This is a genomic window from Rhizobium anhuiense bv. trifolii, from assembly GCF_024346605.1.
GTDB classification, from domain to species: Bacteria; Pseudomonadota; Alphaproteobacteria; order Rhizobiales; family Rhizobiaceae; genus Rhizobium; species Rhizobium anhuiense.
In genome coordinates this window covers 1,340,061-1,354,251 of sequence record NZ_CP098801.1, presented here as the reverse complement: position 1 = coordinate 1,354,251, position 14,191 = coordinate 1,340,061, and the positions used below count along the sequence as shown (strand labels likewise).

At 62.4% G+C, this 14,191-nt stretch carries 11 protein-coding genes and 1 pseudogene; 4 read left to right on the top strand and 8 right to left on the bottom strand.

Annotation, left to right across the window (positions count from 1 at the left end; translation table 11 throughout):
- Window positions 1-18: 18 nt before the first annotated feature.
- The 4 genes from NE851_RS06495 to NE851_RS06480 all read right to left on the bottom strand — a co-directional run bounded on the left by NE851_RS06495 (window position 19) and on the right by NE851_RS06480 (window position 3,841).
- Window positions 19-1,515, bottom strand: coding sequence for a sugar ABC transporter ATP-binding protein (locus tag NE851_RS06495; RefSeq protein ID WP_097542532.1), 1,497 nt, complete (start codon window positions 1,513-1,515; stop codon window positions 19-21).
- A 107-nt stretch (window positions 1,516-1,622) separates the two neighbouring features.
- Window positions 1,623-2,516, bottom strand: a complete 894-nt coding sequence (locus tag NE851_RS06490) for an NAD(P)-dependent oxidoreductase (RefSeq protein ID WP_097542533.1) — start codon at window positions 2,514-2,516, stop codon at window positions 1,623-1,625.
- Window position 2,517: 1 nt separating this feature from the next.
- On the bottom strand, window positions 2,518-3,063 hold the full coding sequence (locus NE851_RS06485; protein ID WP_127429892.1) for a gluconokinase: 546 nt from the start codon (window positions 3,061-3,063) through the stop codon (window positions 2,518-2,520).
- Window positions 3,064-3,076: 13 nt separating this feature from the next.
- Window positions 3,077-3,841: an SDR family oxidoreductase gene (locus NE851_RS06480; RefSeq protein ID WP_047612176.1), complete on the bottom strand. Its 765-nt coding sequence runs from the start codon at window positions 3,839-3,841 to the stop codon at window positions 3,077-3,079.
- 134 nt (window positions 3,842-3,975) lie between these two features.
- Between NE851_RS06480 and NE851_RS06475 the strand changes: the two genes are divergently transcribed.
- Window positions 3,976-4,917 (top strand): 2-hydroxyacid dehydrogenase, encoded by a 942-nt coding sequence (locus NE851_RS06475; protein ID WP_254955519.1) that lies wholly within the window; start codon window positions 3,976-3,978, stop codon window positions 4,915-4,917.
- Between the two features lie 10 nt (window positions 4,918-4,927).
- Window positions 4,928-5,959, top strand: coding sequence for an L-idonate 5-dehydrogenase (locus NE851_RS06470; RefSeq protein WP_063475786.1), 1,032 nt, complete (start codon window positions 4,928-4,930; stop codon window positions 5,957-5,959).
- A 105-nt stretch (window positions 5,960-6,064) separates the two neighbouring features.
- Here the strand turns inward: NE851_RS06470 and NE851_RS06465 are convergent, their stop codons facing one another.
- Window positions 6,065-7,141 carry a LacI family DNA-binding transcriptional regulator gene (locus tag NE851_RS06465; RefSeq protein ID WP_047612170.1) on the bottom strand — a complete coding sequence of 359 codons (1,077 nt, stop codon included), beginning with the start codon at window positions 7,139-7,141 and terminating at the stop codon, window positions 6,065-6,067.
- 203 nt (window positions 7,142-7,344) lie between these two features.
- On the opposite strand from NE851_RS06465, the gene NE851_RS06460 reads away from it, so the two are divergent.
- Window positions 7,345-8,271: an SMP-30/gluconolactonase/LRE family protein gene (locus NE851_RS06460; protein ID WP_254955518.1), complete on the top strand. Its 927-nt coding sequence runs from the start codon at window positions 7,345-7,347 to the stop codon at window positions 8,269-8,271.
- 63 nt (window positions 8,272-8,334) lie between these two features.
- Here NE851_RS06460 and NE851_RS06455 read toward each other — a convergent pair whose 3' ends face one another.
- On the bottom strand, window positions 8,335-10,464 hold the full coding sequence (locus NE851_RS06455; RefSeq protein ID WP_063475784.1) for a vWA domain-containing protein: 2,130 nt from the start codon (window positions 10,462-10,464) through the stop codon (window positions 8,335-8,337).
- Window positions 10,461-10,987 (bottom strand): annotated as a pseudogene (locus NE851_RS06450) (RNA polymerase sigma factor). Before NE851_RS06450 ends, NE851_RS06455 begins: the two are co-directional and overlap by 4 nt.
- A gap of 224 nt (window positions 10,988-11,211) precedes the next feature.
- Here NE851_RS06450 and NE851_RS06445 point away from each other — a divergent pair.
- Entirely contained in the window at window positions 11,212-12,123 is a 912-nt protein-coding gene (locus NE851_RS06445) for an alpha/beta hydrolase (protein WP_047612163.1), read from the top strand.
- A gap of 3 nt (window positions 12,124-12,126) precedes the next feature.
- Here NE851_RS06445 and NE851_RS06440 read toward each other — a convergent pair whose 3' ends face one another.
- Window positions 12,127-14,130, bottom strand: coding sequence for a CocE/NonD family hydrolase (locus NE851_RS06440; protein WP_047613383.1), 2,004 nt, complete (start codon window positions 14,128-14,130; stop codon window positions 12,127-12,129).
- Window positions 14,131-14,191 lie beyond the last annotated feature (61 nt).

Genomic DNA, 14,191 nt, shown 5'->3' with positions numbered 1-14,191 from the left:
GGCTGTTCTCCCGATGGCTCAAGCGGCTTCCGATGCGGATGCGGCTGTGATGACCGCCTCCGTCGTCAGGGCGCTTCCAATCAGTTCACTGACGATTTTGCCGCGCGAGAAGACCAGCGCGCGGTGGCAGATATGGGCGATTTCCTCGAAATCCGTCGACACCACGACAACCGCGAGACCGGCCTCGAGTGCCTGCGTGATCAGACGGTAGATCTCCGCACGCGCGCCGATGTCGACGCCGGCGGTCGGATCTTCGGCAATCAGCAGCTTGCGGCCGGTCGCCAGCCAGCGGCCGACGACCACCTTCTGCTGGTTGCCGCCCGACAGGGCCTCCACCGGCAAATCCGGGTCGTTCGGCCGCAGGCCGACGGAATGGCCGATCTTATGGGCAAGATCGGCTTCGCCGCGCGGCGACAGGAAGGACAAAAGCCCACGTCCGACGGCGCCCGGATTGAGATAGGTATTTTCCCGAATGGAAAGCGACAGCGCCACGGATTCCTCCGTCCGGTCACGGGCAATCAAGCCGATGCCCGACGCCATGGCCCGCAGCGGGCTCGAAAGGTCCGGGGCCTCGCCATGCAGCAGAACCGAGCCGTTGAAGGGCTCGCAACCGAACAGCGCGCGGCCGATCCTTTCCTGCCCGGCGCCACGCAATCCAGCAAGGCCCAGAAGCTCGCCCTCTCTTATATCGAAGGATATCGGGCTCGTGCCGGCGCAAACGAGATCGCGAACCTCGACGATTGCCTTGCCGGGCCTGATCTCCGTCTTGGAAAAGAGGCTGTCGCCGCTGCGGCCGATGATCATCGTCACCAGGTCGTCGGGTGTCGTCTGGCTGACGGGCTTCTGTCCCACCATACAGCCGTCGCGCAGAACGGCGACCCGATCGGCGATGCGGAAAATCTCGTCGAGCCTGTGGGAGACGTAGATCATGCCGACGCCGCGGTCCTTCAGCGGGCGGATCGCATTGAACAGCCGATCGACTTCATCGGCGGGAAGGCTCGCCGTCGGCTCGTCGAGCACCAGAACGTCGGCTTCGACGGCAAGCGCACGGGCAATGGCGACAAGCGATTTTTCGGTGCGCGACAGCGCCGAGACCCGCGTGGTGGGATCAAAATCGCAGCCGACCAGTTTCAAGGCTTCCTTGGCACGCGCCTGCGTCCTGTTCCAATCGATCAGGCCGCGACGCATCGAGAAGCCCTGCGACAGGCCCATGTTCTCGCCGACCGTCATCCACTCGATCAGACCGAGATCCTGGTGGATGAAGGCAACCGGCTGCCGCTCGTTCGGCTTCGGAGGGCGGTGATGATAGCTCTGGCCGCGAAACAGGATGTCGCCGCTATCAGGCTTGTAGATGCCGGCAAGTGTCTTGATGAGCGTCGATTTGCCGGCGCCGTTTTCTCCCAGCAGCGCGAGGATTTCGCCCTCGCGCAGGTCGATCGAGACGTCCCGCAGCGCCTGCGTGCCGCCGAAGCTCTTGGTGATCGACTGGAACTCCAGCAGTCTCTTGGCTTCCACTGTGGCTCCTCCCAAAGCTGCAGTTGTCATTGACTGTATGTTATCGATAACATTTACGGATGGTCAAGCGGAAAGATGACGATCGCGAATTTCTCGAGGAATTGACGTCAGCCGGCCTGAAATCCGTCGAGAAGCCGCATCATCTCGGCCGAGTCCTTCGGCCCGAGGCCGGCAGAGCAGAGCAGGCGGTGGATCTCGACCACCGCGCCGGTCATCGGCAATGGCGTCTTCGTCTTCAGCGCAAAGGCCTGAAGCGAATCCAAGTCCTTCAACATATTGTCTATCCTGCCTGTTGGCGAGAAATCCCGGGCGGCGAATTTCGCCATGAATTCCTGCAATATGCGACTATCCGCCCTGCCGCCGGCAAGGGCTGCCGGAATGGCAGCCGGATCGACGCCGCCGGCTTCAGCGAGCTTGACCGCCTCGGCGACGGCCTGGAACAGAACGGCGCAAAACAGCTGATTGATCAGCTTCGTGGTCTGCCCGGCGCCCGATGCGCCCATCAGCGTGTAATTGGCGGCAAGATGCCGCATCACCACGCGCGCCCGCTCGAAATCCTCGGGGCTGCCGCCGGCCATGATCGTCAGGCGTCCGCTCAGCGCACCCGGCACGCCGCCGGACAATGGGCAATCCACCCATGCCATGCCGGTTTCCCGGCGCAACCGTGTCGCCATGTCGGCCGTTTCGGCCGGGTCGATCGAGGACATGTCGATCAGCACCTTGTCGGCATTGGCAGCCGCCGAAACACCTTTTTCGCCGAAGACGACGGCCCGGACGATATTTGCGTGATTGAGGCTGAGCACACAAAACGCCGACCGTGAGACCGCATCCTCCACGGAGCCTGCCGCATAGGCACCCTTGGCCTGCAAAGCCGCGACTTTTTCGGCGTCCAGGTCGAAGACCGAGACCTTGTGCCCGGTTTCGATCAATCGGCTGACGATTGCCGTTCCCATGATGCCGGCGCCGATGACGGCGACATCTGCCCTGTGATCATCCTGCATGCTAATCTCCTCCCTTGACGGCCATGCCGCTCAATCCCTTGCAAGCCAGCGCTACAATATCATCCAAGGCATTATCGATCGCCACCGTCACCACACCAGGCTCACCGGCCGGCGGCTCCAGCGTCTGCAACTGGCTGTCGAGGAGGGACGCCGGCATGAAGTGGCCTTGACGCGCCTGCATCCGCGACAGCAGCAGATCGCGGGACCCCTCCAGGAAAACAAAGGCCAGGCGCCCGCCCGCCGCCTGCCGCAACCTGTCCCGATAGCTTCTCTTCAACGCCGAACAGGAAATCACCAATCCTTGCGATGCGTCCAGCGCGGTGCTGATTTCCGCGCCGATCCGGTCGAGCCAGGGCAGGCGGTCGTCGTCGGTCAGCGGTATGCCCTGCGCCATCTTCTCGACGTTTTGAGGCGGGTGGAGCTGGTCGCCCTCTAGAAACGCCATGCCGTTTTGGGCAGCAATGCGTTCTCCGACCGAGGATTTGCCGCAGCCGCTGACGCCCATGACGACAACGGCCAGAGGCGGTGCCATTTTCTCGCGCTTCATCGTCCCGTCTCTGTCAGAGGCAGGTCGTGATGCCGCCGTCGACATAAAGCGTGTGCCCGTTGATGAAGGACGAGCCGCGGCCCGAGAGGAAGACGGCAGCGCCGACCAGTTCCTCGACATTGCCCCATCGTCCGGCCGGCGTCCGCTTCTCGAGCCATGAAGAGAATTCCGGATTGTCGACGAGCGCCTGGTTGAGCGGCGTCTTGAAATAGCCCGGCGCAATCGCGTTGATCTGCAGGCCGTACTTGGCCCAGTCGGCGCACATGCCGCGGGTCAGATTGCGCACCGCGCCCTTGGTCGCCGTGTAGGGAGCAATGCCGGGGCGCGCCAGTTCGCTTTGCACGGAGGCAATGTTGATGATCTTGCCCTGGCCGCGGGCGATCATGGGTTTGGCCGCCGCCTGGCCGACGTAAAACACGCTCGAAATATTGGTGGTCAGCAGCAGCTCCCATTTGTCCGCCGGGAAGTCTTCCAGCGGCGTGCGAAACTGCATGCCGGCATTGTTGATCAGGATGTCGAGCGGCCCGATATCGGCTTCGATCGCATCTATGCCTTCTTTGGCGGCGTCCTTGCTGGTGACGTCGAAGATCGCAGCATGGGCCGACAGGCCTTGATCCTTGAGGCTCGCGACCGCGCGTTTGACGCTTTCGGGCGTGCGGCCGTTGATGATGACCTCGGCGCCATGCTGCGCCAGCCCTTCGGCCAGGGCATAACCGATCCCCTGGCTCGAGCCGGTGATCAGGGCAAGGCGTCCGGTAAGATCAAACAAGTTCTTCATCTCATAACTCCTCCGGTCTCGCCGCGGGCGACGGCTGACGCTGCCGCTGGCGGTGAAACTCACTTGACATCCCTTTTTCGAATTATATGTTATCGATAACATAATCAACTGTCAAAATGCGGGATGGAAACGGAATGCCTGAGATGGAAATCTTGATGGCCGGAGCTTATCCGGAATGGGACATGGTGGATCTGGAGGCGAACTACCGCATCCATCGCCTGTGGGAAGCAACCGACCGGCAGGAACTGATTGCAAGAGTCGGCAAGGATATCCGCGCCATAGCGACGCGCGGCGAACTCGGCGCGTCCGCAGAGCTGATGGCGCAATTGCCGAAGCTGGAGATCGTCTCCTGTTATGGCGTCGGCACCGACGCTATCGACCTGTCCTATGCCCGCGCCAACGGCATTCGCGTCACCAACACGCCTGACGTGCTGACCGAAGATGTCGCCGATATCGCCATCGGACTGCTGATTGCCACGGCAAGGCAGATCCCGCAGGCCGACGTTCTCGTCCGCTCCGGCCAGTGGGGCAGCGTCGCCATGCCGCTGGTGACGAGGGTCTCCGGCAAGAAAGTCGGGGTCGCCGGCATGGGGCGGATCGGCAAGGCGATCGCCAAGCGGGCCGCCGCTTTCGGCTGTGAGATCTCCTACTTCGCCCGCAACGAGCACAAGGATGTTGCCCATGCCTACCAGCCGGACTTGGTCGCACTTGCCGATTGGGCCGATTTTCTGATCGTCATCGTCCCCGGCGGGCAGGCGACCATGAAGATCATCAACGCCGATGTGCTCAAAGCGCTCGGTCCCAACGGCATGTTGATCAATGTTTCGCGCGGAACGACCGTCGACGAAGAGGCGCTGATCGCAGCCCTTCGGGATGGCACGATCAAGGCCGCCGGCCTTGATGTCTTCCTGAACGAACCGAGGATCGACGCGCGTTTCCTGACGCTCCAAAACGTGGTGTTGCAGCCCCATCATGGCTCGGGTACCGTCGAGACACGTAAGGCCATGGGCCAGTTGGTCAGAGACAATCTCGCCGCGCATTTTGCCGGCAACCCGCTTCCAACTCCCGTCGTGTGAGGGTCCCGATATGAAAGCCATCGTCATCCATGCCGCCAAGGATCTGAGGATCGAGGAGCGCGAGCCGGAGGTTGCGGGCGTCGGGCAGGTGGAGATTGCCATCGAAGCTGGCGGTATCTGCGGTTCCGACCTGCATTATTACAATCATGGCGGTTTCGGCACCGTTCGCCTGCGCGAACCGATGATCCTCGGCCATGAGATCGCCGGCACGGTCAAGGCGCTGGGCGCCGGCGTCGCCGACCTTGCCGTCGGAGACCGCGTTGCGGTTTCGCCGAGCCGGCCGTGCAACCATTGCCAATATTGCCTGAAGGGACAACAGAACCACTGCCTCAACATGCGGTTTTACGGCAGTGCCATGCCGATGCCGCATATTCAGGGCGGCTTTCGCCAGCGGCTGGTGGCGGAACGTTGGCAATGCCACAAGGTCGCCGATGGCATTTCCATCCACGAGGCCGCCTTTGCCGAACCCTTTGCCGTGACGCTGCATGCGGCAAACCGCGCCGGATCGCTGCTGGGCAAACGGGTGCTCGTCACCGGGTGCGGCCCCATCGGCATGCTGGCGATCGTTGCAGCCCGCGTTCTCGGCGCCCGCGAGATCGTCGCGACCGACGTGACCGACAGCGTACTGGCGATTGCCCGCACCAGCGGCGCCGACAGAACGATCAACGTTGCCACGCATGCCGCCGACCTCGCCGCTTATAGCGCCGACAAGGGATATTTCGACGTCATGTTCGAGGCGTCAGGCAATGAACGGGCGGTGCGCGCGGGCCTGGAGACGCTCAGGCCCCGCGCGGTTCTCGTTCAGCTCGGCCTTGGCGGCGATGTCTCGATTCCGCAGAACATGATCGTTGCGAAAGAGATCGAGATGCGCGGGACATTCCGTTTTCACGAGGAATTTGCGCTCGCCGTCGAACTGATCAACGCGCGTCGCGTCGATCTGAAGCCGCTGCTGACAGGTGTCTTCGGAATCGACGAGGCCGTCGCCGCTTTCGAATTGGCCGGCGATCGCAGCAAGTCGATGAAAGTCCAGATCGCCTTCTGAACCTGCTGGATCATTCCTTAAATCGGAATCGATTCAGAAATAGATGTTCAAAAATTCAAACTGTTGCGACGCCCCGCATCTGAAAGAGGCGCGGTGTTGTGGTGCTCAAGCTGTCGGCGTGCCGTTCCTGTCCGTGCTTTCGCGCAGGACAACCCTATAGCCGGTTAATGTGATCTCATCGCCGGTCGCCTCGCCACTTTGCAGGGCGTGCAGCAGGCGACCGGCCGCCTGGCGACCGATGCCATAACAGTCCACATTGATGGTGGTGATGCGCGGATGACAGATGGAGGAGATCTCATAATCGCCGAAACCGGCAACGGCGATGTCCCGAGGAACCTTCATTCCCCTGCGCGTGCATTCCATGATGGCGCCGAAGGCGGATAGGTCGGAAACGCAGAGAACCACTTCCGTGTCCGGCCAGCGCTCCAGCAGGCTGACGATTGCCTGGCCGCCCTGTTCCATGGTGATGGGCGGAACGCCGAAGGAAATCATCCGTCCCGGTCCGAGGCCGAGTTCTTCAACCGTCTTCTGGAAACCGCTGCGCCGCTGGCTGCCGCGCGTATCGCGCGCCGTCGTTCCGCCGATATAACCGAACTTCCGATATCCCTGGCCGGCAAGCGTCCGCACCAGCAAGGACATCGCCTCGCTGTTGGAGAAGCCGACGACCTGATTGATCGGATCTTCCGGAAGTTCCCACGTCTCGACAACGGGAATGCCGGCTTTTGCGAGCATCCGCCGTGCGCGCGCCGTGTGCGAACCACCGGTCAGGATGATGCCTTCCGGGCGGCGGCGCAGCATCGCTTCGATCAGCTCTTCTTCTTTCTCCGCCGAATAGTCGGTATAGCCGAGAAGAAGCTGAAGGCCGGTATTTTCCAGCGCATCGGTAATGCCGCGTGCGGTGTCGGAAAAATTCGAATTGTTGATCGACGGCACCAGGGCGGCGATGAAGCCGCTGCGCCGCGACGACAGGCTGCCGGCCGACAGATCGAGCACGTAGCCGAGCGCATCGACGGCTTCCATGATGCGCTTGCGGGTCTCCTCGGAAACACTCGCATCCTGGCGAAAGGCACGCGAAACGGTCATGGCGGAGACGCCGACATATTTGGCGACCTCCGCCATCGTCAGCTTTTGAGCCTCTCCCGGCTTGAGACGCTTGTCTTTCGGCACATCCTCGTTCTTCACTGGTCTCCGCTTTCACAAAGCTTCCGAGTTGGGCAATTCAACACAGGATAAAGTTATCGCTATCATCGCACAATCGATTTTATTGCAGTGATGCACCGTTCCGCAGTCGAAAAACCAGGATTCTCGGCGCATCGATACCTGTACGACAGCTTCAAAACACGACAATATGATATCGATAACAATTGATGAAACGGAGGAGCATCATGTTCGGGCAAATTGACGGTACGGGGTTCGAGGTTCTCGACCCGCGTTTCGAAAGCTGCTTCGTCGGCCACGCCCGCGTCGAGCGGCTTTGGACGGGTGGTCGCTGGCTGGAGGGACCGGCCTGGTTTGCCGCCGGGCGGTATCTGGTTTTCTCGGATATCCCCAACAACCGGATGATGCGCTACGACGATACCAGTGGGCATACGTCGGTCTTCCGCGCGCCCAGCAACAACTCGAACGGCAACACGGTCGACAATCAGGGCCGGCTCATCACCTGCGAGCACCTGACGCGCCGTGTCACCCGCACCGAATTCGACGGCAGGATTACCGTCCTGGCCGATCGGATTGCAGGCAAACGGCTGAATTCCCCGAACGACGTCGCCGTCAAATTCGATGGGACCGTCTGGTTCACCGACCCGAGCTACGGTATTCTTCACGACTACGAGGGCGACTACGGCGAGGAGGAAATCGGCGGATGCCACGTCTACCGGCATGACCCGGCAACAGGCACGACCGATCAGGTCACTTCCGATTTCGTCAAGCCGAACGGACTGGCTTTTTCCCCGGATGAGAGCGTGCTCTACGTCGCCGATACCGGGGCAACGCACCGGCCCGGCGGCCCGCGTCACATCCGGACGCTCGCAGTCTCGAATGAGGGACGACTGAGCGATCTCGGCGTTTTCGCGGAATGTACCTCAGGCCTGTTCGATGGTTTTCGCGTGGACCGGAAAGGCCGGATATGGACGAGCGCCGGCGATGGCGTCCACGCCTATGACGCGGATGGAACGTTGATCGGCAAGATCCATATTCCCGAGGGCGTCTCCAACGTCACCTTCGGCGGAGAGAAATTGAACCGTCTCTTCATCACCGCAAGCACGTCCCTTTATGCTGTCTATCTCGCTGCCAACGGGTCGAGACCGGGGTAATCACTAAGCCGAGGCCGCCCTTTTGGGACGGCCTCTCGTTTGGGACGGCATTTACGTCTTACCTCACCGCTGGCTGAGGCCGTCCGCCAGCCGGACCAGGCCGAGGAAATCCGACCTGTAGCCGAAGCTATCCGTTCCCCGCGATGCCGCGGCGAGATCGGCAATCGCCTGATAGGAATAGGAATCGAGGGCGGCGATGCGGCTCAGTTTCTGGCCGAAGGCGGCGACGGCCACGGAGAAACGGACATCCTGCGGCGCGGCATCGACGGCGGCGACCGCGTTGCTGTCATTGACAGGCGTGGTGATGAGAGCACTCTTGTCCTCGCCCGGCCTTTTGTAGCGCATCTTGACGAAGGCAAGCTCGTCTTCACGCGCGGCATCGGCGGTCTCGGCCGGCGCCTTGTCGCCATAACGCAGGTCGTCATTCATGACCGCGGGGCTTCCCTTGGGCGTAATTTCGTAAATCGCCGTGACGCTGTGGCCGGAGCCGATATCGCCGGCATCGACACGATCGTTGTTGAAATCTTCGCGATTCAGTGCCCGCGTCTCGTAGCCGATCAAGCGGTATTCGGCGATCCTTTCCGGGTTGAACTCGACCTGGAACTTGACGTCGCTGGCGATCGGAAACAGCGTCGATCCGGCCTCTTCGACCAGCGTCTTCTGTGCCTCCGCCAAGGTGTCGATATAGGCCGCACTGCCATTGCCGTTCTGGGCCAGCGTTTGCATCAGGGAATCGTTGAGATTGCCCCGCCCGAAGCCGAGAACGGTCAGGAAGATGCCGTCCTTGCGCTTCTCTTCGATGATGCGCTTCAAGTCCTCGTCGCTCGACGGGCCGACATTGAAATCGCCGTCCGTCGCCAGCATCACCCGGTTGACGCCGTCCTTGACGAAGGCCTGTTTGGCAAGGTCATAGGCGGCCTCGATACCTTCGGCGCCGCCGGTCGAGCCGCCGGGCTCCAGACCGTCGATCGCCGACAGGATCTTCGATTTCTCCGCCACCCGCGTCGGCGCCAGCACGGTGCCGGCATTGCCGGCATAGGTGACGATCGAGACGGTGTCGTCGGCCTTCAGCCGGTTGACCAGAAGACGGAAAGCGCTCTTGAGAAGCGGCAGCTTGTCCGGCTCGTCCATCGAGCCCGAGACGTCGATCAGGAAGACCAGATTGGCACGCGGCGTGGTTGCCGGTGCGATGTCATAGCCCTTGATCGCCACATGCATCAATTCCGTGTCGCGGTTCCACGGGGTCGGCATGACAGTCACCGTCGCCTTGAACGGCTGGTCGGCATTGTCGGGACCCGGCCAGTCATAGGGGAAATAATTGATCATCTCCTCGACGCGAACCGATTGCGGATCGGGCATCGCCCCACCCGTCAACGACCGGCGGACGAAGGAATAGGAGGCGCTGTCGACATCGGCGGAGAAGGTCGAAACCGGATCCGTCGCGACACTCTTGATCGGATTTGCCGCGGCATTGGCAAACCGCTCGCGGCCGGGATCGCGCTGGATCTGGATAGGTCCGTCCGCCGGCGGCGCAGGCGAGGGGGCGACGGCCATCGGTTCGGCCAGTTGCTGTTGGGGGGCGATGCCGGGTGCGGCCGGCGCGGAGCGTTTGGCCGCCCCGAGGGCCGCGGCAGAACTCTCCGACTTGTTCGTAAGGGCGGCGATGTCGTCGGCATCGAATTCGGACGTCCGTCCCGCATCGGGCTTTGCGAGGTTTTGAGACTCCTTGTCCTGCAGGCCTTGCGCGTCAGCGACTGATTGCTCAGTCAGGGGGCCGTTCTCGGCCGGTGCTTGCGGCGGAATCTCCGGCGTCACCGTGACGGGTTGGCCCGCAGTTGCGACCGGTTGTTTCGACGCCTCACCTCGCGACAGGTTGCCGGCGATCTCGGTCTGGTCGACGATCGGCGATCCGTTGCGGGTCAGCTCGATCGTGAGATAACCGGCAGCCGGAATGACGAGCAGCGTCGCAAGGGCTGAACCGGCGAGGAATTTCTTGTTCATGGCAGGGCTCCATATCCAGTTGATGATGGAGCTTTGACGCCAGCCTTTCGCATTTCCTTGGGGCGCCTGCACATTATTTTCGGCGGTGTCGAAGGCCTGCATCGCTGCGGCAAGCGCACGCGCGCGCGCCTCCGGATCGGGTGCCGGCGGTGTGAGGCGGGAGAGCTTTTCCAGTTCCTTGTCCACGGTCATACCTCTTCCTTGCCGAGCACGGTTTTCAGCCTCTTACGCGCCTCGTGGACCTGCCAGGACACGGTCGCCTCCGAGCAGCCCATGACATCGGCGGCAGCAGAATGGCTGAGGCCTTCGCCATAGACGAGCAGCACGGCGTCGCATTGCCTTTCCGGCAAGGCGCGCACGGCGGCCCATAATTCGCCCGATAGCTCGTCGTCATTTCCATCAGGCGCATCCGGCTGCGGTTCGGCGGCATAAGCGCGGAATGTCTGCTCCTCTCGGGCAAGCTTGCGTCTGTGGTCGCGGGCGGCGTTGAGCGTCAGCGTATAGAGCCAGGTTCTGAAGCGACTGGCGCGCCGCGAAAGCTGCCGATGGCCGCGCCGAGCTTGACGCAGACCTCCTGTGCGATGTCGTCGGCATCCGTGGAACTGCCCGACCAGCGCCACGCCGTCGCGTGGACGAAATCATAATGACGCGAGACCAGTTGCCCGAAGGCCTCCCGGTCGCCGCCCTGCGCTCGTTCTATGAGCTCCGCATCCAATTCCGCACCTACCCCAAACCGACCAGCAAGATGCTATTTCGAGATTGAGACGTTTCTCGGATGGCTTTCCTTGGGTCGGCGCTGAAAAAATTATCGCGAATTTTGAAAGTCGCGACATTCATGGGTCGCGGCCAGACAGATCGGCTCGGTCACAAAGGCGCATGATGAGGATAAAGTCGGCCAGGGACATGATCTGTCATGCCCCAAATCGCGAAAGGACCTCCATGTCCGCTCAACCGCCTGTCCCCACCGAAAAGGGCATCCTGCAGTTTCTGGCGATTTGCGATTCCTTCTATCCGCCGGACGCCGTTCAAGCATCGATCGAGCAGCAACGCCATTGGTACGATGCTCTTTGCGCGCGTTTCGACCGGCCGCTGCCCCCGGAGATGATCTTTGCCGATGGCATGCTGCAGCGCATACCGATCCGGCGCTACCGTCCGCGCAAAATCAGCACGCGCACCATTCTGCTCTATCTTCATGGCGGCGGCTTCGTCGTCGGTTCGCTCGAAAGCCATCATGCCATCTGCGCCGAGATCGCCGATTTCGCCGGAGCGGAACTCGTTTCCGTCGATTACCGGCTGGCGCCTGAGTATCGCTGGCCGGCACAGACGGATGACGGCTTTGCAGTGTTGAAGCATCTGCTGTCCGCCAACAGCAAGGTCGTGCTGATCGGGGACAGCGCCGGCGCCAATCTTGCCGCCGGTCTTGCATTGCGGGCGCGCGACGAGGGCCTGTCCGGTGTCGTCGGCCAGGTCCTGATCTACCCGGCGCTCGGTGGCGATCTTGCCGCAGGCTCCTATATCGAAATGGCCGCAGCCCCCGGCCTGACGACGGCGGATGTCGCCTATTACCGCGAGATCCTGCAGGCGCCGGCAGGCAATGAGATCGCCGAGCCGCTGCAGGCAGCTTCGCTTGCAGGGCTGCCGCCGGCCTTCATCACGGTCGCGCATTTCGATCCGCTTCGGGACGACGGCCGGCACTATGCCGCCCGGCTCACCGAAGAGGGCGTCGACGTCTGGTTCCGGGAGGAGCCGCAGATGGTGCATGCATGGCTGCGCGCCCGCCACATGAGCGATGGCGCCCGCGACGGCTTCCGTGCCGTCTGCGAGGCCACAAGGCGTTTTGCGCAGACCTGACGATCACATCAGGTCACGCGCGATCCGCTTTTCCGCAAAGACCTTTTCGAAGACCTGTACGTCGTCCTCGAACGCGGTGACGACGGCGCTGATGATCCACTCGGTCCGGGTGCAGGCAATATGCGCGGTCGCGACCGTCCGGACGAACCAGCCGGGGCGGCGCATGTCGCAGGTCCAGGTCGACATCCCGGTCATCGACTGGGGATTATCGGGTGAAATCGACCAGACTTCCTCCCGCAGTTGCCGGGTCGAGAGACCTGTCCCCGGGTGTTCGGTGAGCCCGGTATCCTCGTGGATGTGATACTCCGTCCGGTTGGCCGAGAGATCGCGGACGACCTGCCGCTTCGTCGCGGCCGCCGCGTGCTCGATGTATTTCGGCAGCGGATCGGGATTGGCCGGTTCCTTGATGTCGATCCTCTGATGCTCGCCGAGCATCGGCAACCCCAGACCGAGTGCCGCGATGTCGACCTCGATGCCCTCGTCATCAGGCGGCGGCAGGATCATCGGCCAATAGGCGGTGGAAAGCGAAAGGCGGATGCGATGTCCCTTGCGGAAGCGATAACCGCAGGCATCGAGCACGAGCCGGATCGACACCCTTTCGCCTGGCACCAGCGGCTTGGGATCTGCATTGCCGTCGCGGTGGGTGAGGTTGACGACGCCGAAGGCGACACGCGTTGCCGTGCCATCCGGATGGACATCGACGAGCCGGGCGCAGAGATTTCCGCCCGTCGCCCGGGAGCGCAGTGCAAGCGTCAGCACGGGCCGGCCGAGATAGTCGCAATCGCCGGCAAGCGGCATCGTATCGAAGACCAGCGAGCCGGCATCGTCCGAACGCTGATCGATCGCCATTTCGGCGTCGGGTTTCAGCGTAAAATATTCGCCGGATGCCGTCCCGGTGTCGAGCGGAGAGCGGAGATAGACGGGATGCTCGGGCGCGTGCGGGATCGGCATGCCTTCCGTCAGCTTGCCGAATTGCTCGACATAAAAACACTGCATCCGCGGCGGCGACCAGACGTCCTTGGCAACCCAGAAACCCGGATCGCTGTCACGTCGCGGGGCAGGGCGGATGGCATCGAGAATATAGGCGCGGGCCTGCGGCAGCCCGTCGATCCCGTTATCGTCGCCGCGCAGCCATTTGTTCCACCAGCCAATCGCCTCGCCGTGGAAATCCGTGCGCGGCTTCGGCCAGGCGAAATGCGGATACTTGTGCACCCACGGCCCGATCAGCGCCTTCGCTTTGCGGCCCAAACCTTCAATCGCCATCAGAGGCGTATTGCGGTAGCCGTCCGCCCAGCCGGCGATGACAAGTGCCGGAATCTCCACGCTCGAAAAATCCTCTGAGATCGAGCCGTGACGCCAGAAATCGTCGCGCCGCTGGTGGGCCAGCCACGCCTCCATGAAGAAGGGTTCGCCTGCCAGGCGTTCCAGCCACATCTGCTTCCAGTGCTCGCCGACCAGTGCCGGATCGGGCGGGCGCGACTGGTAGCCGAGCATCGTCGCCGCCCATGAGAGCTGGGCGGAGAGATGGCAACCGTTCTTGTAATGGATGTCGTCATTGTAGCGGTCGACGGTCGAGGCGATCGATATGACGGCCTTCAGCGCCGGCGGACGCAATGCCGCGACCTGCAGGCTGTTGAAGCCGCCCCAGGAGATGCCCATCATGCCGACGGCGCCGTTCGACCATGGCTGCGCGGCAATCCAGGCAATCAGCTCGCAGGCATTGGCAAGCTCGCATTCTGTATATTCGCCATCGATGACACCATCGGATTCGCCGGAGCCGCGGATATCGACGCGCACGCCGGCAATACCGGCCGCAGCAAAGACCGGGTAGGTCGACTCGTCCCTGAGGCAGGTTCCGTCCCGCTTGCGGTAGGGCAGGAATTCGAAGACGGCGGGAACGGGATCTTCGTCCGCGCCGTCCGGCATCCAGATGCGCGCGGCAAGCCGCGTCCCATCCTTCAGCATGATCCATTCATTCTCGATGGTGGTAAAGCCGCGCGAGGTCATGCTCATTCCTTGATGCACATTGCATGCGACGAGGGTTCCGCCCCTCGTCAAGTCACCTAGT